Genomic DNA, 23,730 nt, shown 5'->3' on the forward strand with positions numbered 1-23,730 from the left:
AAGCCAACACTATGTTCATGCGCAATACCTTCGTTGCAGCCCTTGCCCTGGTTGCGGTTCTGGCCAGCCCGCTTGCGGCTGCCGAGGAAACCTACACCATCCGCCTCGCGGAAACCTGGGGGCCGAACTCCGGTCTTCTGGGTCAGTCGCCCCGCAATATGGCCGCCATGGCGGAGAAAATGTCCGATGGCCGGTTGAAGTTTCGTATCGATTCTTCCAACAAGCACAAAGCGCCGTTTGGCATCTTCGATCTGGTTCGCAACGGTCAGTACGACATGGGGCACACGGCGTCTTACTATTACAAAGGCACCATCCCGAATGCCATGTATTTCACCACCATTCCGTTTGGCATGATCGCTCCGGAGATGTACGCCTGGTTCTATCACGATGATGGTATGGCGCTGATGCAGAAGGTGTACGAGCCCTTCGGCCTGCTTTCGTTCCCCGGGGGCAACACCAGCAACCAGATGGGCGGGTGGTTCCGTAAGGAAATCAATTCGCTGGACGACCTCAAAGGCCTGAAGATGCGCACACCCGGATTTGCCGGCGAGGTGATGTCTGAGCTGGGCGTGGCGGTTACCAACTTGCCGCCAGGCGAACTCTATACCTCCCTCGAGCGGGGCACCATTGACGCGGTGGAATGGGTTGGCCCGGCGCTGGATCTGCAGATGGGGTTCCACCAGATTGCCAAGTATTACTATTCGGGTTGGCAAGAGCCCAATGCCGAGGTGCAGTTTTTGATTAACCAGAAAACCTGGGACAAACTGCCGGCTGACCTTCAGGAAATTCTGCGGGTATCCATGCGCACCGCGGCCTATGACATGTATATCCAGAGTACGCACGAAAGTGGGGCCGCCTGGGCAAATATGAAGAAGGAGTATCCGGAGGTGACCCATAAGGTGTTCCCGCCGGAAGTCATCGGCGCACTGCGTGACACCACCAACCGCCTGTTGAATGAGTTTGCGGAAAAGGACGAGCTGGCCAACGAAATCATTACCTCCCAGCGCGAGTACCTTCAGCAGGTGCGGCCCTGGACCAATATTTCGGACAAGGCGTACCTGAACAGCGTGGCTGACCAGTAACAGAGCGCGGAAGTACAGCGTACGCCAAGGGCCAAAGCCAAGGGGCGTCGGGGTCAGAGATTACCCCGACGCCCCTTTTTGTTTGGCCCCGTTTCTGGAAAAATAGGCCGCTCATTCTTTGGGCAGGGCCGATGAAACAGACACTGCTATCTCTGAGTAATCTCTCCAAGCAATTTGACGGCAAAACAGTACTGGATTCGCTCGATCTTGAAATCTTCGACGGCGAGTTCATTACGCTTTTGGGTCCGTCCGGTTGTGGCAAAACCACCTTGCTGCGCATGATGGCCGGTTTTGAGCATCCTGATGAAGGCACCATAACGCTGGGTGGCCAGGATCTTACGCACACGCCACCGGAAAACCGCCCGCTCAATACTGTCTTCCAGAATTACGCGCTGTTCCCGCACATGTCGGTGTTCGACAATGTGGCCTATGGCCTGAAAATGGAAAAGCGCCCCAAGGATGAAATCCGGGAGCGGGTTGAGGACGCCCTGGCCATGGTGCAGCTGGAAGACTTTGCCAGACGCAAGCCACACCAGCTCTCCGGCGGCCAGCAGCAGCGGGTCGCCATCGCCCGGGCGGTGGTCAAACGGCCAAAAATGCTGTTGCTGGACGAACCCCTGTCGGCACTCGATTACAAGTTGCGCCGCACCATGCAGGTGGAACTCAAGCGCCTGCAGCGGGAGCTGGGCATTACCTTTGTGTTTGTCACCCACGATCAGGAAGAAGCTCTGTCGATGTCCGATCGCGTGGTGGTGCTCAAGGATGGCCATATCCAGCAGCTGGGCACCCCGCGGGAAGTTTATGAGCGCCCGGCCAACCTGTTTACCGCCCGGTTTGTGGGTGAGACCAACTTCTTCCCCGGCCGGGTGGATTCCGCCAACGGCGACGACACCATTACCGTGGATGTTTTTGGCTTGAAGCGTACCTTCCGAAAGCCGGATTTTGCAGTGTCCGATGGCCAGGCGCTGCATGTGCTGCTGCGGCCCGAAGATATCCGGGTACTGGCACCTGAAGAGGACGACGGTGTGTCTGGCAAAGTTGTTGAGCGCAACTACAAAGGCAGTACTCTGGATTCGGTGATTCACCTTGAGGATGGCACCGAAGTTCTGGCTTCGGAGTTTTTCGATGAAGACGACCCCACCTTTGATTACAGGCTCGGTGAGCCGGTGAAGGTCAGCTGGGTGGACGGCTGGGAATGGCTGCTGCCAGACGAGCCGGCACCCGCCGCCGAGGATGACACCGTTGATGCGTAGTGCCCGGCAGCAGCCGTTCAGAACCGCCGTTCTGATTCTGGTGTGGGGCTGGCTGCTGTTTCTGGTGTTTACCCCGAACCTGCTGGTGGTGGGGGCCAGCGTGATGACGCGGGATCCGGGCACCTTCATCTCGTTGCCGCTGAACCTTGACGCCTACCGCCAGCTGCTTAACCCGCTGTACCTGGAGGTGTTTCTGCACTCCCTGTACATGGCGGCCATGACCACGCTGATTTGTCTGCTGATAGGCTATCCCTTTGCCTGGTCGTTATCGAAGGTTGCCAGGCAGCATCAGGTGTTGCTGATCTTTCTGTTGATCGTACCCTTCTGGACCAATTCCCTGGTGCGCACCTACGCCCTCAAGCTGATCCTGGCCACCAACGGCCTGCTCAACAGCGCGCTGATGTCTCTGGGGCTGATTGAGGAGCCCCTGCAGATGCTGTACACCGAAGGTGCGGTGATCATTGGCCTGGTGTATTTGCTGCTGCCGTTCATGATCCTGCCACTGTACGCGGTGTTTGATGATCTTCGGGATGATTTGTTGCGGGCCTCCCACGATTTGGGTGCGGGCCGTTTCTCCACGTTTATTCATGTGATTGTGCCGCTGACCCTCCCTGGCGTACTGGCGGGGGTGATGCTGGTGTTGTTGCCGGCCATGGGGCTGTTTTTCGTGCCGGACATTCTCGGCGGTTCCCGCAACCTGCTGGTGGGTAACGTGATCAAGAACCAGTTCCTGGATGCCCGTAACTGGCCCTTTGGCGCTGCGGCCAGCATCGTACTGACCCTGGCCATGGCGTTTCTCATGTTTGCCCACCGGCTGAGTAAACGGCGGATCGGGGAGGAGGGCGTATGAGCCGCTGGCTGCCCCGGACGTACCTGACGCTGATTTATCTGCTGCTGTATGTGCCCATCCTGGTGCTGGTGGTGTTCTCGTTCAACGACTCACGTACCGGCTATGAGTGGGGAGGGTTGAGCCTGCGCTGGTACGAAGCCCTGTTCAACAACCGGGCCATGGTGCAGGCGATGTGGAATTCGCTCTGGCTGGCGCTTTCGGCCGCCACAGTGTCTACCATTATTGGAGCGTTGACCGCCCTGGCGCTCCACCGTTACCGGTTTCGGGGCAAAAAAGTACTTAACGGCATGTTGTTTATCGTAATGATGTCGCCGGAGATTGTGCTGGCCATCTCGTTGCTGGCGTTGTTTCTGCTGGTGGGGCTGCAGTTGGGCTATGTCTCTCTGTTGCTGGCGCACGTCACCTTCTGCTTGCCGTTTGTGGTGATCACCGTGATGGCACGCCTGAGCGGCTTTGATGAACGGCTGCCCGAAGCCGCCCGGGATCTGGGTGCCAGTGATTTCACCATGACCCGCACCGTGCTGATCCCGGTGATTATGCCGGCGTTGCTGGCGGGCTGGCTGTTGGGGTTTACACTGTCTCTGGACGACGTGGTGGTGAGCACCTTTGTGAGCGGCCCGAGTTATGAAATTTTGCCCCTGCGCATTTACTCAATGGTGCGCGTGGGCCTGAAGCCCGAGGTGAATGCCTTGGGCACGCTGTTGCTGGTGTTTTCACTGGTTATGCTGATGTTGTCTCAATGGATACTGTTAAGGAGCAAACGATGAAAAAACTGGCACTGGCCACCCTGCTGGCGGTGGGCCTTACCGGCTGCAGTGGTTCTGAGGAGCCGCAGGTTCTCAACCTGTACAACTGGTCTGAGTATATGCCTCAGGAAGTTCTGGACAGGTTTACCGAGGAAACCGGTATCCCGGTGGTGTACACCACCTACGACAGCAATGAGGCGATGTATGCCCGGCTGAAGTTGCTGGACGAGAGCGCCGCCTATGACCTGGCCGTGCCGTCTACCTACTACGTGAGCAAGATGCGCCAGGAAGATCTGCTGATGCCGATCGATCGCAGCAAGATCGAAGGCTTCGATAATCTCGATCCGGAACTGGTCAACCTGGATATCGACCCGGACAACCAGTACAGCGTGCCCTACCTTTGGGGCACCACCGGCCTGGCGGTTGATACCGCTGATGTGGACGGCGAAGTCACCGCCTGGGCCGACCTGTGGGACGAGCGTTTTGAAGGCCGTGTGATGCTCACTAACGACATGCGCGAAGTGTTCCACGTAGCGCTGCGGGTACTCGGCTACTCCGGTAACAGCACCAATCCGGACGAGATCGAGGCGGCCTATGAAAAGCTGACCGAGCTGATGCCTTCGGTGCGCACCTTCAATTCGGACGCGCCGCGCATGCCGTACCTGGAAGGTGAAACCGATATCGGCATGATCTGGAATGGCGAAGCGGTAATGGGCCGTGACGGTCTTCCGACTCTGGAATACGTGTATCCGGCGGAAGGCATTATTGCCTGGCTGGACAGTTTTGTGATTCCCAAGAACGCCAAGAATCCAGACGCCGCGCACCAGTTCATCAGCTTTGTGTTGCAACCCGAAATTTCCGCCCTGATCAGCGAAGATATCGGTTATGCCACCCCGAACCTGGCGGCCCGTGATCTGCTTGATGAATCTGTGGCAAATGACCGGGCCAGCTACCCGAACGCCACCGACATGATCAACGCTGAGTTCCAGACCGACATTGGTGACGAAGCACTGCAGGTGTACGCCAAGTACTGGGAAATGCTGAAGTCCGGTCAGTAACCGGTAAGGCATTCCGAACCCGGAAAACGGAGGCCCTGGCCTCCGTTTTTTGTGCCCGGGTTTCACAAAACTGAAATACATGGTCTATAACTTCCTGATAACAAAACGTTAGCGAATCCGCATAACACCGTTTCAGGGGAATGAACGACCATGGCACTGCGTAAGACACGGATATCAGCACTGGCCACCCTGCTGGCCGCCACGACCGCCTCCGGTAACCTTCTGGCTGAAGAACTTCGACTGATCACCTGGGGCGGCTACGCTCCGGATGAGGTGGTGGCCCAGTTTGAAGAAGAGACCGGCATTGATGTGCAAATTACCCTGTCCAACAACGAAGACATGATCTCCAAGCTGCGGGCCACCGGCGGCGCCGGTTTCGACCTGGCCCAGCCCAGCCAGGATCGCATTGTGGGCGTGCAGCGCCAGTTCAATATCTACAAGCCCATCGACTACAGCCGGGTTAATACCGATCAGCTGCAGCCGTCGATGGTCAAAGCCACCCGGGAATCGACCGCCCTGAACGGCCAATCCTTCGGGGTGCCGTCTGTCTGGGGTACCAGTGGTTTGATCGTACACAGCTCGGTGGCAGATACCGTCACCGACTACACCGACCTGTGTGACCCGGCAGTGGCCGGCAAGGTCAGCTACCGGCTCAAGCGCCCGACCCTGATGGGGTTTGCGTTTGCCATGGGGATGGACCCATTCGCGGCCTACGATGACCGGGACGAGTACCAGTCGATCATGGCTAAGGTGGAGGACAAGCTGATCGACTGCAAAGCCAACGTGAAAACCTACTGGACCGGCGGCGACCAGCTGCTGTCGTTGCTGCGTACCGGTGAAGTGACCGCCGCCATGGCCTGGGATGCCGGTGGCTGGAAGCTGAACGCAGAAAACCCCGAGATCCGCTTTGTAGCGCCGGAATCCGGTGCCCTGGGCTGGATTGATACCTTCGCCATTCCCCGCCGCAGCGAGAACGAAGAGGCCGCCTACAAGTGGATCAACTTTGTCATGCAACCGGAAATCGCCGCCAAAATCACCAATGCCTCCGGTAACTTCACCGCCTCCAACGGCGTCGATGAATTTGTAAAAGCGGATCTGAGGGATGCTTACCGGGCCAGTTTTGACCAAACGGCCATCGATAACATCAAGTGGTACCCACCGGTGCCCCCGGGCCTGGAAGCGATGGAAGGGCAAGTGCTGGATCGTGTTCAGGCGGCGAACTGAAGGGCATGACAACAGCGTCTGACCTCTCCTGCCACGGGCTGGTGCGCCGCTTTGGTCGTCAGTCCGCGGTAGATCACATCTCACTGGACGTACCGGCGGGCACCTTCTTCTCGATTCTCGGGCCCTCGGGTTGCGGTAAAACTACGTTGCTGCGGCTGCTGGCGGGTTTTGATAAACCGGATGCAGGCGATATTCACATACGTGGCCAGCGCATGAACGATGTGCCGCCTAACCGCCGACCGGTGAACATGGTGTTTCAGCATCTGGCGCTGTTCCCCACCATGTCGGTGGGCGACAACATTGCTTACGGCCTGAAACGCCGAAAAGTCGCCTCCGCCGAGCGTAACAAGCGGGTGGCGAAGGTGTTGGAGCAGGTAGGCCTGCCGGGACTGGAACACCGCAATCCTCAGGAGTTGTCCGGCGGTCAGCGCCAGCGGGTCGCCCTGGCTCGCTGCCTGGTACTGGAACCGACGCTCCTGCTACTGGACGAACCGCTGGGCGCGCTGGATCTGAAACTGCGTGAGCAGATGAAAATTGAGCTCAAACACCTGCAGAAACAGTTCGGCACCACCTTTGTGTACATCACTCACGACCAGTCGGAAGCCATGGTGATGTCAGACCAGGTGGCGGTGATGAAGAATGGCCGTTTTGATCAGGTAGCGCCACCGGAGGATCTGTACCGGGAACCGGCCACGCCCTTTGTGGCGGGTTTTGTCGGCGACAACAATCAATTGGTGGGTGAGGTGGTGTCGGTGCGGGATAATCTGGCCGAGATCCGGCTGGAAGACGGCGAGGTGGTTCGTGGCCGGGTGGCCTCTGGTGGAGTGAAAGCCGGTGGCCGGGCCGAGCTTTATGTCCGGCCTGAATCTCTGGTGTTGACCGGTGACGCCTTGAACGAAGGGTACTCCGCCATGCAGGCCCGGGTCCGCACGACCTTGTTTGATGGCGCCAACAGTCGGGTGGAAGCGGCCAAAGGCGACCAGCCTGTCTATGCCCGCCTGCCGCAGGATGGCTCGGCACCCAGGCTGACCACGGATGGCATAATCCGCCTGGCCTGGGACCCGATGCTGGCCCGGGTATTCGCAGCAGGCAACCCGTGACCTCCTCCGCCGCCGGCCGCCTGTCACTTTGGCTACTGCTGACGCCGTTTGTGCTGTGGATTCTACTGCTGGTTCTGGTGCCGCACCTGCAGATGCTGAGGGTGTCGTTTCAGGTGCGGGAAAGCTGGGACAGCCTGTCCTGGGGCCTTGATCAGTATCAGAATTTTTTCAGTGAAGCCTACTACTGGCGAACCTTTGTACGTACCGGGGTCATGTCCCTGTTCACCACCTTTCTCACGCTGCTGATTGCCTTTCCGATTGCCTGGTACATCGCCAAAATGGCCCGGGGCCGCGCCAAGGGCATTTTGTTTCTGGCTTGCCTGATTCCGTTCTGGGCCAGTGAGTTAGTGCGCACTTACGGTTGGATGATTTTGCTGCGTGAAAGCGGCTTGTTCAGCGCCTGGCTGCAGGCGCTGGGCTGGGTGGATGGGCCGGTGGAAATGCTCTATAACGACGTGGCAGTGATTGTTGGGCTGGTCTACAACGGCTTGTTGTTCATGGTGGTACCGCTGGTGACGACCCTCGATGGCATGGACGAAAACCTGGTGGAAGCCGGCTACGACCTGGGCGGCGGCCACGCCACGGTATTGCGGGAGATTGTGGTCCCCTGGGCCATGCCTGGCGTTGTTTCGGGCTGTATTGTGGTGTTTATGCTCACCCTTGGCAGCTACCTGACACCGGTGCTGATGGGGGGCAAAGACAGTGCCTGGTTTACCGAGCAGATCTTTACCCAGTTTATTACCCGGTTTAACTGGGAGCAGGGGGCCGCTCTGGGCGTGTTGCTGCTATTCTTGTCGTCACTGATGGTCTGGCTGGGCCTGAAGTTGTCGGGGCAGTCCCTGCGCAAGGTGATGGGTTGATGCTGAGGGGTGCACGATGATTCGTTCGGTCCCGAGGTCCCGGCTGTTTGATAGCCTCTACCTGGCTTATCTGGTGGCGTTTTTTGTCTACCTTGCCCTGCCGCTTCTGGTGACGGCAGCGTTTGCCTTCAACGATTCGCCTTTCCCCTCATTGCCCTGGCAGGGCTTCACCCTGGACTGGTACCTGGCCGATGGCTCTGCGGGCCGCACCGGGCTGTTTCATGATGACGGCTTGCTTGGTGCGCTGTGGGTCAGCGTCCAGATTGCTTTCTGGGTGACTTTGGCCAGTGTTGCCCTGGGCTGCGTGAACGCTGTCTTGTTCGAGCGCCTGCAGTTCCGGGGCAAGGAATTTCTGTATCTGTTGATGCTGCTGCCGCTGGTCATCCCGGGGGTGATTCTCGGGGTGTCGATTCTGGTTTTTTACAGCGGCATGGCGAACGACGTGTCTCGGTTGTGGGGGCTGGAGCTGGATGTATTCCGGCCAGGTATGACGCTGGTGGTGATGGGGCAGGTGACGTTTATTACCACCCTGGCCACTCTGGTGATCGGCGCTCGTTTGCGCAAGTTTGATCCGCAGCTGGAAGAGGCCGCGCTGAATCTGGGTGCCACGCCGCTGGTGGCCTGGTTTACCGTTACGCTGCCCTGGCTGATGCCGTCGATTTTCGGGGCAGCGGCCATGGCGTTTCTGATGTCGTTTGAGAACTTCAATACCACGGTGATGCTGACTGGCAGCGACACGCCGCTGACCGTCGCCTTGTTCAACCGTTTGCGGGAGGGCTCGACACCGGTGCTGAATGCTGTGGCGCTGTTTTTGATGGTGGTGTCGGCCCTGTTGGCCTTGCTGACCATGAGGCAGAGCCAGGGGCGATGAATTGATAAACAGCACCGGGGCGCCATAAAGTTGCCAGGGAGCTTTACTGTATACAGTTGTTACGGTCTATACTGGCAAAAACCCACCACAGAGTAGGTTGATCCTTGCGAGCCTTTCAGTGCCGTCTCAGTTACATGCTGGTCGTGATCCTCCTGGCACTGTGTGTGCCACTGACCGGACACGCGGCCATACAACATGTGGAAGAAGGCTGGCAATATCGCTGGGGCGACTCCCCTTTCCTTCCCGATGGTACGCCTGAGTGGATTCTGCAGGATGAGCCACAAGCTTGGCAGGATATCGCTTTTCCCTCCAACCCGCCGGATCGCCAGGGCCGGGAAAATGTCTGGTTCAGGGTTCCACTGCCTGAGGGCGAATGGTTTGCGCCGGCGCTCTACATCTACAGTGTCGACATCATTGTCCAGATCTGGTTTCGCGGTGAACTCTTCTATGAGTATGGCAAGTTTGACGAGCAAGGGCGTGGCCGCTTCGTGGGCTGGCCCTGGCACGAGATCCCATTGCCAGACGGGTATGAAGGGGAGACGATCTACTTCAGGGTGTTCTCGGACTACACCGACATCGGGCTTTGGGGTGAAGTCGCGATTCTGGATCACCCGGATCTGGTTCTGCGCATCGTCAGCGGATCCGCAGAAAGCCTCGTCATCGCAACCGTATCGGCTCTGATTGCCTTGTTGGCACTGGTTTTTGCGGTTATTCAGCGGGGTGAGAAAAGCTTTGCCAGCATCGCAATGTTTTCGTTTGTGATTGCGGTGATGTTGGTGGCGGAATCTCCGGCCAGTCTGTTACTGGCTTACCAGCCCTTGATGTGGGACTACCTCGCGGCAGGCTCCTATTACCTGGTGCCTGTCGCTCTTGCGCTGCTTTTACAGCAGTGGCTGCCTGCCGGGCGGGTGCCTTTGATTGGCTGGCTCTGGAAATTTCACCTGCTGTATGCCGTAGGCGCGCTGGTTCTGTCGTTGGCGGGGGTGGTGGAACTGTCCTCTACCTTCCCGGTATTTGATGGTTTGCTGGTGGTGACGCTGCTGTTGCTGGTCGCCAGCACCGTCAGACACTTCGGGCAGCTGCGCCGGGAGCAGCAGGTGGTGCTCCTTTCTTGTGTCCTGTTTGCGGCGTTTCTGTTGTTCGATATGGCGGTTGCCCACGGCCTGTTGCCCTGGGGGCGGCCTCTGGCGAGCTGGGGGGCGCTGGTCTTTCTGTTGGCGGTGGTCAGTATTTCCGTCTGGCACTACAGCGAGACGCAGCGAGCGCTGTACCAGTTAACCTTGACCCTCGAGAAAAAAGTGGCCGATCGCACAGCCAAAGCGGAAGCTCTGGCCGAGCGGGAGGCATCCCGGTCGCAGTTGTTGGCACTTGAAAGCAAGAAGAGCCAGAAACTGGCAGATGTGATCTCGGAACTGCAGGATTGCGGCACCTTTGAGCAGGCCTTCAGCCCACTTTTGCGAGCATTGCCGGAACTTTACCTGCCCATGAGCGGCAGCTTCTATCGGCTCGGCGCAGAGGGTCAGTACCGGCGACTGGTCACCTGGGGTAGCAGCGCTGAGAGAATGTTTCCGCAGTTTCTCGATGCAGAATTGCCAGGCCTGACAGAGACCCTCTTGCCGGTAAGAGCTCGCGAGCTACCGCAGGATCTTTGTTTTTTCCTGCGGGTTGAGACAGCCCGGGCCAGCGGTGAGCCAGAGGGCGTTATACTGCTTACTGCCCCCGAATTGCCGGTGTCGGTCAAAGATTACGGCGTTGCACGAGTGGTTGCCTGGGTGTACCAGTCGGTAGAAAAGATAGGCGTCACCCTCTCGGCCCTGGCGCTGCGGGACGAGCTTCAGAGGTTCTCTTACGAGGATGGGCTGACGGGGCTGAAGAACCGCCGACACTTTGATGAGTTGTTCCGCCATGAACGGGCGGTTGCCCACCGCACGGAAACGCCTTTAAGCCTGTTGATGTTCGATATTGATCACTTCAAACAGTTCAACGATATCTTTGGCCATGAAGCCGGTGATGAAGCCTTGCGTATGGTGGGGCGGGTTTTGGCAAGGTATTTTCGGGGCAGTGATACCGTTTGTCGGTATGGGGGTGAGGAGTTCGCGGTGTTGATGCCCGGCGCCAGTCTGGGCGAGGCCCGTGAGCGGGCAGAGCGTCTGCGCTCAGGCCTTGCACTGGAGCCGGTTGTTTTTGACGGCAGAAATCTGGGGTGCCTGACCATTTCGGCGGGTGTGGCCTGCTGGCCAGAGAGCGTAGAAGAGTTTGATGGTTTGCTCCGAACGGCCGATCAGGCGTTGTACAGCGCAAAAAAAGCCGGCCGCAATCAGGTGATGGCGGCCGGTTTTTGAGTGTCAGTGCCAGATATTACTGTCAATTTTCTCGTGCAGTTCCGGGTAATCTTTTGATTTGAACTGCGGTACCAGGCCCTCTTTACGTTGGGCCAGGTAGTCTTTGGTCAGTTTCACGACAGTGCCGGACAGCAGAACAATAGCAATCAGGTTGATGGTAGCCATTAGTCCCATTGAGGCGTCCGCTGCGTTGAACACGGTCACCACCGCTTCGTAACCCCCCCAGACCACCATGGCCAGCGCTGCTACACGCAGGATAGTCAGCCCAAGGGTGTTGCCGCCTTTAAGGTAAACCAACGCGTTTTCAGCGTAGGTGTAGTTGGCGACGATGGATGTGAAAGCGAAGAACAGAATCGCGATGGCAATAAAGTAGCCGCCGAACTCGCCAAGATGCACTTCCATAGCCTGTTGGGTGAGCTGGGTGCCGGTGACGCCAGAACCTGGTTCCAGTACGCCGGCCAACAGGATCATCACCGCCGTAGCGGTACAGATGACGATGGTGTCAATGAACACACCAAAAGCCTGTACCAGGCCTTGTGAAGATGGATGGTGCGGAGCTGGAGTTGCGGTTGCTGCAATATTCGGAGCGGAACCCATGCCCGCTTCGTTGGAAAACAGGCCCCGTTTTATGCCGTTAAGCATGGCAGCAGTAATAGAACCGGCGGCACCGCCAGCGGCTTCTTCCAGACCGAAAGCACTTTTTACGATCAGCGCCAGTACCCCGGGCACTTCGGTGATGTTCATGGCCATCACGCCGAGTGCCAGCAGCACGTAGGCGCCGGCCATGAACGGAACCACGAATTCCGCGAAGCGCACAATCTTGCGCAGGCCGCCGAAAATCACGATACCGGCAAAGGCCGCAATCACAATACCCACGCCCAGTTTCGGTGTACCGAAGGCACCTTCCATGGCATCCGCAATGGAGTTGGCCTGTACCGCGTTGAACACCAGGCCGAAGGAAATGATCAGGCACACCGCGAAGATGGCGGCGGCCCAGGGCGCTTTAAGCCCCTTGGCAATGTAGACCGCCGGGCCGCCCCGGTACTGGCCCTTGCCGTCGCGCACCTTGTACAGCTGTGCCAGGGTGCTTTCTGCATAGCCGGTGGCCATGCCCACCAGTGCGACCATCCACAGCCAGAAGATAGCGCCGGCGCCACCCAGATAGAGGGCGACGGCTACGCCGGCGAGGTTACCGGTGCCGACCCGCGATGCGAGACTGGTACACAGGGCCTGGAACGGCGAAATACCATGCACATCGCTCTCGCGGGAACCGCGGATGGCACGGACCATTTCCCCGAAGTTAACAAACTGCAGAAAACCCAGCCGGATGGTGAAGAAAATGCCTACGGCGAGCAGCCCGTAAATAAGGACGTAGCCCCATAGAATAGAGTTAAGAAAATCGACAATTGCGGTCATCACTAAACGCCTTGTGACTTGTGTTTGAGAGCTAATCTCGTTGCGGGGGAGTCTAGCACGGTGAAATTATCGACAGACTGCGGAAATCCGAGATAGCCGGGCGGAAAAATATCTGCCGCCCGGCCTGTTTGAGAGAGCGAAAATGGCGGTTAGACCACCAGTACCGGGCACTTGGCCTGGGAGGCCACCCGGTGGGACACACTGCCCAGGAACATGCCGTCTTTGTCGCTGTTGGTGCCCTTGGTACCGACCACGATCAAATCCGCTTCCTTATCCTGGGCAAACTTCACGATCACTTTCGACGGCCGGCCCGCTTTCACGAAACCGCGCACCTTGGTGGCGCCATGCTCTTTGGCAAAGTCCTTGGCGTGATTGACCACGCCTTTCGCATAGTCCGATAACACCTTGTCCGGGATGTCCATGTCGTCTGGCCGCCCGATCGACAGGGATGCTTCGAACAGGCTGTGGTGCTTGTACACACAGATGATGAAGATCTCGGCATCCGGTATCAGTCGTTGTAGCTCAATCGCCTTATCCAGTGCCTTTAATGACGTTTTGGAGCCATCAACGGCCGCCAGAATTCGTTTGAACATAGCAGTCTCCTGTTATTGGCCGGAACTCCGGCTCAGTCTCTGTAGGCCAGATCCCGCAGGAACAGCGCGATGTCCGGGAAGGCAATGATCAAACCGGCGGCAGCCACCAGCATAATGATAAACGGCGGAGTACCGCGGATCACCTCCAGGTAAGGTCGTTTGAAAATGGCGATGGCGGTAAATATATCGCACCCGAAGGGCGGCGTAGCCGAGCCGATGGCCACCTGCAGAGTGATCAGTACACCGACCAGTACCGGGTCTAGCCCGGTGGCCTGAATCGCCGGAGCGAAGATTGGCGTGAGCACCAGAATGACGACAATCGGATCGACAAACATGCAGGCAATGAAGAACGCGATACATATCGCAATCAGCACGCCGACCGGGCCGGCATCGTTGACGCCGACTGCTTCCAGAATGGTTTGTGGAATCTGGGCAAAGGAAATGATCCAGGAGAACCCGTTTCCGACCGCCACCAGGATGAACACCACCGCGGTGATCAGGCCAGTAGACTTGGCAATGCGGTAAATATCGTTGAGCTTGAGCGAACGGAAGATCACAAACTCCAACAGAAAGGCATAGAGCACGCACACCGCCGCAGCCTCAGTCGGGCTGAAGATGCCACCATAAATACCCCCGACAATGATGACCGGGAACATCAACGGCCAGGACGCATCGCGAACCGAGAGGGCGCGCTCCTTCCAGCTGGCCTTGGCCTCGGTAGGCACGTTGTTCTTGTAGGCGTATATCAGGCAGTAAATCGAGAACATGAACAGAATCAGAATGCCCGGCCCGATGCCCGCAATAAACAGCTCGGCAATGGAGGTCTCGGAGATTACGCCGTAGATAATCATCCCGATACTGGGGGGGATCAGGAAGGCGATGTCACTGGCGTTGATGATCAAGGCCAGTGTGAAGGAATCGGAATAACCGGCTTTGAGCATCTTGGGGCGCAGTGGCGAACCAACCGCCACCACCGTGGCCTGGGTGGAGCCGGAAACGGCGCCAAACAGTGTGCAGGAAGTGGCGGTGCTGATGGCCAGGCCACCTTTGACGTGGCCGATAAACGACATGACCATGTTGATCAGCCGGTCAGCCGACTGGCCCCGGGTCATGATATCGGCGGCCAGGATAAACATGGGTACCGCAATCAACGACGCCGGCCGGATGCCACCCATCATCTGCTGGATGAATGTGCCCATCTGGCCGAAGCCGTCAAACATCATTACAAAGCCGAACACGGCGGCGGTGATCAGCGGAATCATCATCGGGAAGCCCAGAAGCAGCAGCCCGATCATGATGATCATCATAATTGTTGCCATAGTGTGCTTGTCCTCACCCTCTAGGGTTTATGCTGCTTCAGACTTCCGATTCAGAATCGGCATAACCATCCACCACACCGGTCGACAAGTACACGTCTTTACTGGTGAGGTTTTTGATGGCTGTCAGGAGGTACTGAATGCCGGTAATAGCAAAGCCTATCGGGGCCCAGATATAGATCCACCAGATGGGCAGGCCCAGAGCCGGCAGGATACGGCCTCGGTCATACAGCGTTTCGATATAGCCGTACGAGTGATAGCAAAGGAAAAACATCACGACGGAGGTAAACAGGGCGATGAAAATCATCAGGGCCTTTCTGCCCTTGGCCGGGAAGGCATCGTAAATCGCAGACATGCGGATGTGGCGCCCGTGTCTGGCGGCATAACCAATGCCGGCGAAGGTGATCAGGATGATCAGGATGCGGTTGATCTCTCCGGAGAAAAACAGACCTTCTCCGAAAATAAATCGGCCAATGACGTTTATGCAGGTATTCACGGCCATCAGGATCACGCCGCCAGCCAGCATTACGGCTTCGACTTTGGCGATCCATTCGTCAATGGTGCCCAGAAACCCGGGCAAACCGGATTCGTAAGAGCCGGTTTCGTCTTCAACAGCCTCTTGAGGTTGTTCAGACATGGGGTGTACTCCACAACAGGTCGCTCCCGGCCGGCAAAGTCCCCGGCGGGGCGGGGTTAAACCAGGGCCGGACAACAAAGGGTGGCCGCAGCCACCCTTTGAATCCTGCCGTGTTAGTCGGCCTTAACCGCTTCAAGGTCTGCTTTGAACTGCTCGAGCAGCTCTTTGCCACGGTCGCCAGTCATTTCAATGAACTTGTCTTCTACCTGAGGTGAGCGGGCACGGAAGGCCTCAATCTGTTCTTCATTCAGGCGGGTAACGGTAACCTCATCGCTTTTGGACGTGATTTTTTCCAGCGCTTCGTCGGCCAGGCCGTCGATGTGCACAATGATTTCTTCAAAGGCAAAATCCGCCGCGTCCTGAACCAGCTTCTTGTCTTCGTCAGACAGACCGTTATAGAAATTCTGGTTGGCCATCATGGCGGTGGTGAACCAGCCGTGACCGGTGAATACCAGGTTCGGCGATACTTCGTACAGGCCGCCGGATTCGATCCAGAAAATCGGGTTTTCCTGGCCCTGGATCATGTTGGTCTGCAGGGCACCATACACTTCGCCCCAGGGCAGTGGGGTCGGGGTTGCACCGAACGCGGAATAGGTTTCCGACAGCAGCGGGTTGGTCATAACCCGGATCTTCTTGTTGTTGAACTCTTCGGGTGAGGTCACAGGCTCGTCCACGGTGACCACCATTTCTCCTTCCGGATACATCTTCAGCAGTTCGAGGCCCTGCTCAGAATAGAGCTCAGGGAAGTCCTCGTTGATGGCCTTGGATTCACGGAAGAATTCGATCACCGTGTCCATGTCAGTCGGCATAAGGTAAGGAATGAAGAAAATCTGCGCTTCGGGAATCAGTGAACCGGTGAAACCCGGGGACTGGTTCACGAAGTTGAGGATGCCGGCCTGGGTCTGCTCCATGATGTCGTCAGATTCACCCAGCTCGCCGAAGCGAAAAACTTGCAGAGTATGGTCGGAATTTTCTTCGATGTATTCTTTGAATTTGTAGGCGTAAACGTCTTGAACATCACCCTCGTATTCTTCGTGGGCGTAGCGCCAGTTGGCAGCATTCACAGCGTTTGCCGCCGTCAGACCGGCAAACGCCAGTGCTGAAATACCCGCCAGTTTCCTGAATTTACTTGTGCTGTTCATCGCGTTGTCTCCGCTCGATTTTTTTAAGTTAATCCCTTGTTACCTTATGTAAGACTGGCAAAACAAAGCCGGTTTCGCAAGAAACTGATCAAAATCAGGAAAGCTTCAAGGCCGCTTTTCCGAAGTGACAAGTGCATGAATTCAGGATGGATTCGGGTTTTTCAAACAGGTGGTCATGAACAGCCGGAACTCCTGAGCCACCCTGTTGACGCTGTTCTCCAGCCGATGCCCGTCTGGCAAAACCAGGGTTTCCAGCGCCTGCTGACGGGCCAGTTCTAACACCGGCATCACCGGCACCACGTCGTCATCCCAGCCATGAATAATTTGCGTATGGCGGGCACGGATCAGTGGGCTGGACTGGGGGTATTTGGGCAGCGCCAGCGCCGGAGCGAGTAAAAAGCAGCCTAGAACTGGCGAGTTGGCACTGGTTTGAGCGCACACCCAGCCACCCATGCTGGAGCCTGCGAGAATCGTGCGCTCAAGTACAGCGCCGGCACTAGCCATGGCCGTGTGCATCTGTTGCAGGCGTTCTGCCGGGTCTCTGGTGCTGCGATGATCTACCGCTTCCGCCCTGACGCCGGGAAACGCATCCGCCACGGTCTTCATGGCCTGGATCTTGGTGCTGCCGGGGCCACTTTCGAGGCCGTGGGAGAGAAATACAAAAACGGTGTTGTCGGGCATGGGCAGGCTCCGGGGTTGATGTTGGGCTGTTGCCGTAAAGTGACCTTATGGGCATGCTGACTCGTATAGTCATTGTTAAGTCGTCGCCATTATCTTGTCATGACGATCAGGCGTCGTCGGTCTGCAGAAGGAGTCTAGCAATGGGATGGTTTTCTGTTCAGCGGCTTTTGCCGGTTTTGATGCTCTTTGTGATTGCCCCGGCATGGGCTGACCAGTGCCCGGCCTTTCTGGATCATGAGCAGCGCAAGTTGCACTCGAAGGACAGTGTTAACCTGTGTGATATCGCTGCCGGCAAGCCGATGCTGGTGGTTAACACCGCGAGCCGTTGCGGTTATACCGGCCAGTTCGAGGGGCTGGAAGCACTGCACAAGGAGTATCAGGCGCGCGGATTGGTGGTCGTTGGGTTCGCCAGCGATGATTTTCGTCAGGAAGCGGCGACCGAAGAGAAAGCTGCGGAAGTCTGCTTCGTGAATTTTGGCGTGACCTTTACGATGATTGCACCGGGGCCGGTAACTGGCCCGGACGCAAACCCGGTTTTTCGGGAGATTAACCGGCAAAGCCAGCAACCCGGTTGGAATTTTACCAAGTACCTGCTGAACGCCCGTGGTGAAGTGACGGCCCGCTTTCCGAGCCAGGTGAAGCCCGAAGACCCTCAGTTGGTCAAGGCAGTAGAATCGCTGCTTTGACTGCGGGTCGCGGCAAGAATGTCCAGCGCATGGCGGCGCTTTTCGGGCTCGTAGATGTCGATGGTGAACATCAATTCGTCGACTTGAATGTCCGCCAGCAAGGCCTCTAATTGTTGTGTCAGGTCTTGTGCGTTGCCCAGCACCTGCAGGCCAAGGAAATCTTTCACGCCGGCTTCTTCTGCCGCGTTCCACAGGCCCTCCATGGATGCTACGGGTGGCCTCATCCACAGGGGCTGGCCACGGAACAGGGATAGAATGCGCTGGTAGCTGGTGGTAGTCAGATAACGCGCCTCCTCCATGGAGTCGGCCGGCACCGCCGGAATTGCGAGCATGGCGTAAGGTTGTTGCAGCTGCGGGGATGGCTGGAAGTTGTCCCGGTAGACCCTGAGCGCTTCACGGTACAAGCGCGGCGCAAAATGGCCGGCGAAGGCGTAGGGCAGACCGCGCATGGCCGCTAGCTGGGCGCTGTACAGGCTGGAGCCCAGTAGCCAGATGGGTACCTGAGTGCCGGCACCGGGAATGGCTTTGACTGCCTGGCCTGGTTGCAGCGGGCCAAGCAGGGTTTGCAGCCGTGCGACGTCCTCCGGGAATTGCTCGGCCCCCAGGCCCTCCCGGCGAAGTGCCCGGGCGGTAATCTGGTCGGTGCCGGGCGCCCTGCCGAGGCCGAGATCAATGCGGCCAGGGTACAGGCATTCGAGGGTGCCAAACTGCTCAGCAATGACCAGTGGCGGGTGGTTGGGCAACATCACGCCGCCGGAGCCAACCCGGATGCGCTCGGTCTTACCGGCAATGTGACCGACCAGTACCGAGGTGGCCGAACTGGAGATGCCTTCCATGTTGTGGTGCTCGGCCAGCCAGAATCGTTTGAAACCGAGCGATTCAGCGCGTTGAGCGTAGGCTACGCTGTTGGCCAGGGTGGTGGAGACGGAATCACCTTCACGGACAGAGGCCAGTTCGAGCAGGGAATAATCGGGAAAAGTGGTCATCAGGCTCCTCGGTTTCGTAATTTCTGCAAATTCGGCAACACTCTAAGATAACACTTTTGATTTCTGAATCTTGGGTGACTTCGGGAAACCCCGATAACGACAAAAGGAATGACCGATGGCGGAAACGATCGCAGAGGCAGTGGTCGCGCAGATAAAACAGAATCTTGGCGACACCTTGAAGGTGTTCGGTGATGGTCAGCTGGACTGGGGCGCTGTCGCGATAGAGGTCGCAAGCCAGTTGCTGATTCTGACGCTCTATGTGGCGGTGTTTCTGGCGGCCTACGGCGTTGTGATCAGTGTCATTCGGCTGGTGATCGGCAAACGCAGGACCACACACCCCTTGTTTGGTTACGCCCGAACGGGCTTGAGATACCTGTTCGCCCTGGGTGCTTTGTTGGTGATTCTCGCCCAGTTCGGTGCCTCGCCAGACCTGCTCAAGGCCACCGCCCGGGCCGGGCTGATGGCGTTGGGTTTCTTTGTGGCCTGGTTGGTGCTCAAGCGCCTTATCGCGAAAACCATGAGTCGTTACCGGCTGGATGCCTCTATCCGGCAGCTGGTTGAGAACGTGTTTTCTGTTCTGACCGCGACCTTTGCGGTGGTGACCGTGCTGGCCCAGTTTGGCTTTGATGTGGTGTCGATTGTCGCCGGCCTGGGCATTGTCGGAATTGCGGTGGGCTTCGCGGCGCAGTCCACGCTGTCCAATTTCATTGCCGGTATTACCCTGCTGATCGAACGGCCGTTCCGTATTGGTGACTGGGTTACCATCAACGGCCAGGATGGCAAGGTAGTCAAGATTGCGCTGCGCACCACCTGGCTGCGCACGCGGGACAATATCTTCACCATGATTCCCAACGACAGTGTGGCATCATCCGATATCGTTAATTACAGTGCTGAAGGTGCCACCAGGCTGAACATTCCCGTAGGCATTGCCTATAAAGAATCCGCAAAAGCCGCCAGAGAGGTGATCATGCCGCTCTTGTTGGAACATTCCGATGTGTTGCAGTCGCCCGGGATGGAACCGAGAGTTGTGCTCAAAAATCTGGGGGATTCCTCGGTGGATCTGGAAGTCAAAATCTGGATTACACCGGATAACCTGGATGTGCAGCCGCGTATTATGGCGGACGTTCTGGAGCAGATTAAAGAAGCACTGGATGCGGCGGGTATCGAGATTCCCTTCCCGCATCTGCAGCTGTTTATCGATGAGGCCAAGGGGTTGAAGCCATTGGTTGAGCCGCTTTACCCGAAACTGGCTGAGAAACCATGAGCCTGGCGGGAACGAGGAGACGAGTATGAATGAGCCGACGGGCTACTATGAAGACAACACTACGCTGGCGCAGTATCTGGAGTTTCACTTTGGTGAGTCCTGGCATGGTGAGGCGAACTTCCCGAAAGAGTTGGCGGACGCCGCCATGGAAGCCCTGGATGGCCGTGAAACCTGCCGGGCCCTGGATATCGGCTGTGCCGTAGGCCGCACCACGCTTGAGCTGGCCCGTCATTTTGACCATGTGGACGGTATCGATTTCTCACAGAGCTTCATTAATAAATGTAAGGAAGTGGTGCGAGACGGTGTTGCCCGCTATGCCCGGCCGGAGGAAGGTGAGCTGGTGAGTTACCAGGAGCGGTCGCTGGCCGCGTTGGAGCTGGCCGACGCCGTGCATCGCGTGGCCTTTCATCAGGGCGATGCCTGTGAGTTGGGTGCCGACTACCGGGATTATGATCTGGTGATCGCGGGTAACCTGATTGACCGCTTGTATAAGCCGTCGCTGTTCCTCGACACCATCCACAAGCGAATCAATGACCTGGGTTTGCTGGTGATTGCCTCTCCTTATACCTGGCTCGAAGAGTACACACCCAAAACCGAGTGGCTTGGTGGCACCCTGAAAGATGGACGACCCTACACCACGCTGGACGGACTGAAAGACCGGCTGACGCCCCATTTCCGGTTGTTGGGTGAGCCCCGAAGCCTACCGTTTGTGATCCGCGAAACCCGGAATAAATTCCAGCATAGTTTCTCGGAACTGACGGTGTGGGAGAAGTTGCCAGCCTGACCACCGGTGTCATAAAACGGACATAACAACCGGTTACTCTGAAACCTCATCAGGACATGCATTGTGTTGGTGCATCGTGTGATTACTTCGGCCGGGGCTTCCCCGGCTTTTTTCGTTATGCTTCAGGACGGTGTGATTCTTCCCGACGCAGTGCCCGCTCTCTCCGGCGCTCGTTTTCGGTGTGTTCGGAAATGGTTTTCTGCACAAACTGGATGTGCTCTCCGGCAATCGCCCGGGCGTCGTCTGCCCGTCCTTCCACAACCGCTGTAAACAACGCCTGGTGCTGATCAATCAACCCCTGCCGGGTTGCCGCCTGTTTCGAATACATGCCGCCAATGTTGGTGACGATGTCGTTCTTCAGCAGGTTGAACAGGTTACGCATGGTGTGCAGCAGCACTACGTTGTGGCTGGCCTCGGCGATGGCCATGTGGAAGCGGGCATCGGCGGCTCCCTCCTGTTCGATGTTCTCTCTGCTGGGGGCCTGGTAGCAGGCATCAAGTGCCTGCCAGGCTTTGGTCAGGTGGGCTTTGTCGACCTCAGTCGCGCGCTGGGCGGCGTAGAAAGCGCAGTCGGCTTCCAGGGTGTGACGGAACTCCAGCAAGTCGCGGTGTGCTTCGGGGCGGTTCTCCAACAGTTTGATCAGCGGATCACTGAAGCTGGCGCCAAGACTGTCCGTTACAAAATTGCCCCCGCCCTGACGACTGGTCAACAAGCCTTTCGCCGCTAATCGTTGTACCGCTTCCCTCAGTGACGGGCGGGACACACCAAACTGCTCCGCCAGAGCCCGCTCAGGTGGCAAACGTTGTCCCGGCTGCAGGGTGCCTTCCAGAATCATGGTTTCCAGTTGTTCAACGATCGTGTCTGCCAGACGTTTCGGGGTGATTTGGTTGATCGGCATGGGGCGCTCTGAAGGTTAAAGAATTGGTCATACCAAAAATCTTGTTTGTCTTTGTACTTGTTTTTTCAGCAAAACGGAAAGGCCCTACGACTAATGTCTTAGGCGGTCATTTTGACAGGCTTTGGCGGCTGAAATAACGTGCTCAGACTAACACATTAAATTGGTCTTACCAATTATCCAAAAATCGATTCCAATAACAAGGCTCTGGAGAAAATCATGTCGCCCGGATTGCTCGCTTTGTTGGCCTTCGCCCCGATTTTTCTGGCTGGAATACTGTTACTTGGCTTGCGCTGGCCAGCCCGAAACGCCATGCCAGTGGTGTTTCTGGTCACCGCACTGATCGGGTACAGCGCCTGGGATATGAGCCTGAACCGCATTCTCGCCTCATCGCTCCAGGGGCTGGTGATCACCATTGGTGTACTGTGGATTATTTTCGGCGCCATTCTGCTACTCAACACCCTTAAACATTCCGGTGCCATTGCCACGATTCGCTCTGGTTTTACCAACATCACACCGGATCGCCGTATTCAGGCCATCATCATCGTCTGGCTGTTCGGTAGTTTCATTGAAGGTGCTTCCGGTTTTGGTACGCCCGCAGCCATTGTGGCGCCGCTGTTGGTGGCGGTGGGCTTCCCGGCCATGGCTGCGGTGATGCTTGGCATGATGGTACAGAGCACGCCGGTGTCTTTCGGCGCGGTGGGTACGCCGATTATTGTGGGCGTGACCACGGGCCTGGATCAGAGCGCCATAAGCGCCCAGTTGAGTGCGGCCGGCTCCAGTTGGGAAAGCTATCTGCAACTGATTACAACGGAAGTGGCGCTGACCCATGCCGTTGTTGGTGTGCTGATACCGCTCCTGATGGTCACCATGATGACCCGGTTCTTCGGGCGCAATAAAAGCTGGAAGGAAGGTCTGGAGGTTTTGCCCTTTGCCTTGTTTGCGGGTGTCGCCTTTGTGGTTCCTTACGCCGTCACGGGTATGCTGATGGGGCCGGAGTTTCCGTCGCTGCTGGGCGGTTTGATTGGCCTGGCGATTGTGACAACAGCGGCGAAAAAAGGCTTCCTGATTCCCCGCAAAACCTGGGATTTTGCTGATAAAAAAGAGTGGCCAGCGGAGTGGATGGGCACTCTGGAAATGAAGTTGGAAGACATCGCGGCTCATCCCATGAGTGGATTCCGGGCCTGGTTGCCTTATGTTTTGATAGGAGCCCTGCTGGTAGTCAGCCGAACGGTTGACCCGGTTAAGCAGTTCTTTGTCAGCGTGGGTGCGTCTTTCTCGAACATTCTGGGCGAGGCTGGTATCAGTGCCGGTGTGCAACCGCTGTATCTGCCTGGCGGTATTCTGGTCATGGTGGTGATCGCCACGTTTTTCCTGCACCGGATGAACGCCCGGGCCATGGGTGAAGCGGTGAAAGAATCGGGAAGCGTGCTGCTGAGCGCCGGCTTCGTGTTGCTGTTCACCATTCCGATGGTGCGCATCATGATTAACTCAGGTGTTAATCTCGCCGACCTGCCGAGTATGCCTCTGGCGATGGCGTCCTGGGTGGCGGACACCGTGGGCGGTATCTATCCGCTGATGGCACCGACCGTGGGTGCCATGGGGGCCTTCCTTGCAGGTTCGAATACGGTATCCAATATGATGTTCAGCCAGTTCCAGTTCGGTGTGGCCCAGAGCCTTGGGCTGTCAACCGCCTTGATGGTGGCCGTGCAGGCGGTGGGAGCCGCTGCGGGCAACATGATTGCCATTCATAACGTGGTGGCGGCATCCGCTACGGTGGGCCTGTTGGGTCGGGAGGGCCAGACCCTTCGTAAAACCATTCGGCCAACAATCTACTATCTTGTAATGACTGGCCTGGTTGCCATGCTGGCTGCTTACATTTTGGGTTTGACTGATCCCCTGATGCACTGATTTAAAACAACGGGCAGGGCCGCTTGCGGCCCT

At 57.4% G+C, this 23,730-nt stretch carries 22 protein-coding genes; 14 read left to right on the top strand and 8 right to left on the bottom strand.

What is annotated here, in order from left to right; all coding sequences use genetic code 11:
* Positions 1-11: 11 nt before the first annotated feature.
* The 10 genes from QPL95_RS06390 (at position 12) to QPL95_RS06435 (ending at position 11,386) form a co-directional block, all read left to right on the top strand.
* Positions 12-1,082 carry a TRAP transporter substrate-binding protein gene (locus QPL95_RS06390; RefSeq protein ID WP_303290171.1) on the top strand — a complete coding sequence of 357 codons (1,071 nt, stop codon included), beginning with the start codon at positions 12-14 and terminating at the stop codon, positions 1,080-1,082.
* 131 nt (positions 1,083-1,213) lie between these two features.
* Entirely contained in the window at positions 1,214-2,335 is a 1,122-nt protein-coding gene (gene potA, locus QPL95_RS06395; protein ID WP_303290172.1) for a spermidine/putrescine ABC transporter ATP-binding protein PotA, read from the top strand.
* Positions 2,328-3,185, top strand: a complete 858-nt coding sequence (gene potB, locus QPL95_RS06400) for a spermidine/putrescine ABC transporter permease PotB (protein ID WP_303290173.1) — start codon at positions 2,328-2,330, stop codon at positions 3,183-3,185. Before potA ends, potB begins: the two co-directional genes overlap by 8 nt.
* Positions 3,182-3,952 (top strand): spermidine/putrescine ABC transporter permease PotC, encoded by a 771-nt coding sequence (gene potC / locus QPL95_RS06405; RefSeq protein WP_303290174.1) that lies wholly within the window; start codon positions 3,182-3,184, stop codon positions 3,950-3,952. The genes potB and potC overlap by 4 nt, the downstream gene beginning before the upstream one ends.
* Positions 3,949-4,989 carry an extracellular solute-binding protein gene (locus QPL95_RS06410; RefSeq protein ID WP_303290175.1) on the top strand — a complete coding sequence of 347 codons (1,041 nt, stop codon included), beginning with the start codon at positions 3,949-3,951 and terminating at the stop codon, positions 4,987-4,989. Before potC ends, QPL95_RS06410 begins: the two co-directional genes overlap by 4 nt.
* A gap of 150 nt (positions 4,990-5,139) precedes the next feature.
* Positions 5,140-6,213 (top strand): extracellular solute-binding protein, encoded by a 1,074-nt coding sequence (locus QPL95_RS06415; protein ID WP_303290176.1) that lies wholly within the window; start codon positions 5,140-5,142, stop codon positions 6,211-6,213.
* A 5-nt stretch (positions 6,214-6,218) separates the two neighbouring features.
* On the top strand, positions 6,219-7,313 hold the full coding sequence (locus tag QPL95_RS06420) for an ABC transporter ATP-binding protein (RefSeq protein ID WP_303290177.1): 1,095 nt from the start codon (positions 6,219-6,221) through the stop codon (positions 7,311-7,313).
* Positions 7,310-8,173, top strand: coding sequence for an ABC transporter permease (locus tag QPL95_RS06425; protein ID WP_368389728.1), 864 nt, complete (start codon positions 7,310-7,312; stop codon positions 8,171-8,173). Before QPL95_RS06420 ends, QPL95_RS06425 begins: the two co-directional genes overlap by 4 nt.
* A gap of 16 nt (positions 8,174-8,189) precedes the next feature.
* On the top strand, positions 8,190-9,044 hold the full coding sequence (locus tag QPL95_RS06430; RefSeq protein WP_303290178.1) for an ABC transporter permease: 855 nt from the start codon (positions 8,190-8,192) through the stop codon (positions 9,042-9,044).
* Positions 9,045-9,178: 134 nt separating this feature from the next.
* Positions 9,179-11,386, top strand: coding sequence for a GGDEF domain-containing protein (locus tag QPL95_RS06435; RefSeq protein WP_303290179.1), 2,208 nt, complete (start codon positions 9,179-9,181; stop codon positions 11,384-11,386).
* A 3-nt stretch (positions 11,387-11,389) separates the two neighbouring features.
* Here the strand turns inward: QPL95_RS06435 and QPL95_RS06440 are convergent, their stop codons facing one another.
* The 6 genes from QPL95_RS06440 to QPL95_RS06465 all read right to left on the bottom strand — a co-directional run bounded on the left by QPL95_RS06440 (position 11,390) and on the right by QPL95_RS06465 (position 17,171).
* Positions 11,390-12,802 (bottom strand): sodium:alanine symporter family protein, encoded by a 1,413-nt coding sequence (locus QPL95_RS06440; RefSeq protein ID WP_303290180.1) that lies wholly within the window; start codon positions 12,800-12,802, stop codon positions 11,390-11,392.
* A 149-nt stretch (positions 12,803-12,951) separates the two neighbouring features.
* Entirely contained in the window at positions 12,952-13,395 is a 444-nt protein-coding gene (locus tag QPL95_RS06445; RefSeq protein WP_303290181.1) for a universal stress protein, read from the bottom strand.
* Between the two features lie 32 nt (positions 13,396-13,427).
* Positions 13,428-14,714, bottom strand: coding sequence for a TRAP transporter large permease (locus QPL95_RS06450; RefSeq protein WP_303290182.1), 1,287 nt, complete (start codon positions 14,712-14,714; stop codon positions 13,428-13,430).
* A gap of 37 nt (positions 14,715-14,751) precedes the next feature.
* Positions 14,752-15,348, bottom strand: coding sequence for a TRAP transporter small permease (locus tag QPL95_RS06455; protein ID WP_303290183.1), 597 nt, complete (start codon positions 15,346-15,348; stop codon positions 14,752-14,754).
* A 113-nt stretch (positions 15,349-15,461) separates the two neighbouring features.
* Positions 15,462-16,490, bottom strand: a complete 1,029-nt coding sequence (dctP, locus tag QPL95_RS06460) for a TRAP transporter substrate-binding protein DctP (protein ID WP_303290184.1) — start codon at positions 16,488-16,490, stop codon at positions 15,462-15,464.
* Between the two features lie 141 nt (positions 16,491-16,631).
* Positions 16,632-17,171 (bottom strand): YqiA/YcfP family alpha/beta fold hydrolase, encoded by a 540-nt coding sequence (locus QPL95_RS06465; protein WP_303290185.1) that lies wholly within the window; start codon positions 17,169-17,171, stop codon positions 16,632-16,634.
* Between the two features lie 140 nt (positions 17,172-17,311).
* On the opposite strand from QPL95_RS06465, the gene QPL95_RS06470 reads away from it, so the two are divergent.
* Entirely contained in the window at positions 17,312-17,857 is a 546-nt protein-coding gene (locus QPL95_RS06470; RefSeq protein ID WP_303290186.1) for a glutathione peroxidase, read from the top strand.
* On the opposite strand, the gene QPL95_RS06475 is transcribed toward QPL95_RS06470, so the two are convergent.
* A complete protein-coding gene (locus QPL95_RS06475) occupies positions 17,824-18,843 on the bottom strand; it encodes an LLM class flavin-dependent oxidoreductase (RefSeq protein WP_303290187.1) in 1,020 nt (339 codons plus the stop codon). The genes QPL95_RS06470 and QPL95_RS06475 overlap by 34 nt on opposite strands.
* 115 nt (positions 18,844-18,958) lie before the next feature.
* Here QPL95_RS06475 and QPL95_RS06480 point away from each other — a divergent pair, with 115 nt between their 5' ends.
* Positions 18,959-20,107: a mechanosensitive ion channel family protein gene (locus tag QPL95_RS06480; RefSeq protein WP_303290188.1), complete on the top strand. Its 1,149-nt coding sequence runs from the start codon at positions 18,959-18,961 to the stop codon at positions 20,105-20,107.
* A gap of 25 nt (positions 20,108-20,132) precedes the next feature.
* Entirely contained in the window at positions 20,133-20,891 is a 759-nt protein-coding gene (locus QPL95_RS06485) for a putative 4-mercaptohistidine N1-methyltransferase (protein WP_303290189.1), read from the top strand.
* Between the two features lie 115 nt (positions 20,892-21,006).
* Here the strand turns inward: QPL95_RS06485 and QPL95_RS06490 are convergent, their stop codons facing one another.
* Positions 21,007-21,789, bottom strand: a complete 783-nt coding sequence (locus QPL95_RS06490) for a GntR family transcriptional regulator (RefSeq protein WP_303290190.1) — start codon at positions 21,787-21,789, stop codon at positions 21,007-21,009.
* A gap of 216 nt (positions 21,790-22,005) precedes the next feature.
* On the opposite strand from QPL95_RS06490, the gene QPL95_RS06495 reads away from it, so the two are divergent.
* A complete protein-coding gene (locus tag QPL95_RS06495; protein WP_303290191.1) occupies positions 22,006-23,697 on the top strand; it encodes an L-lactate permease in 1,692 nt (563 codons plus the stop codon).
* Positions 23,698-23,730: the final 33 nt, after the last annotated feature.

Origin of the sequence: Marinobacter sp. SS5-14b (assembly GCF_030541005.1) — a bacterium.
Classification (GTDB): domain Bacteria; phylum Pseudomonadota; class Gammaproteobacteria; order Pseudomonadales; family Oleiphilaceae; genus Marinobacter.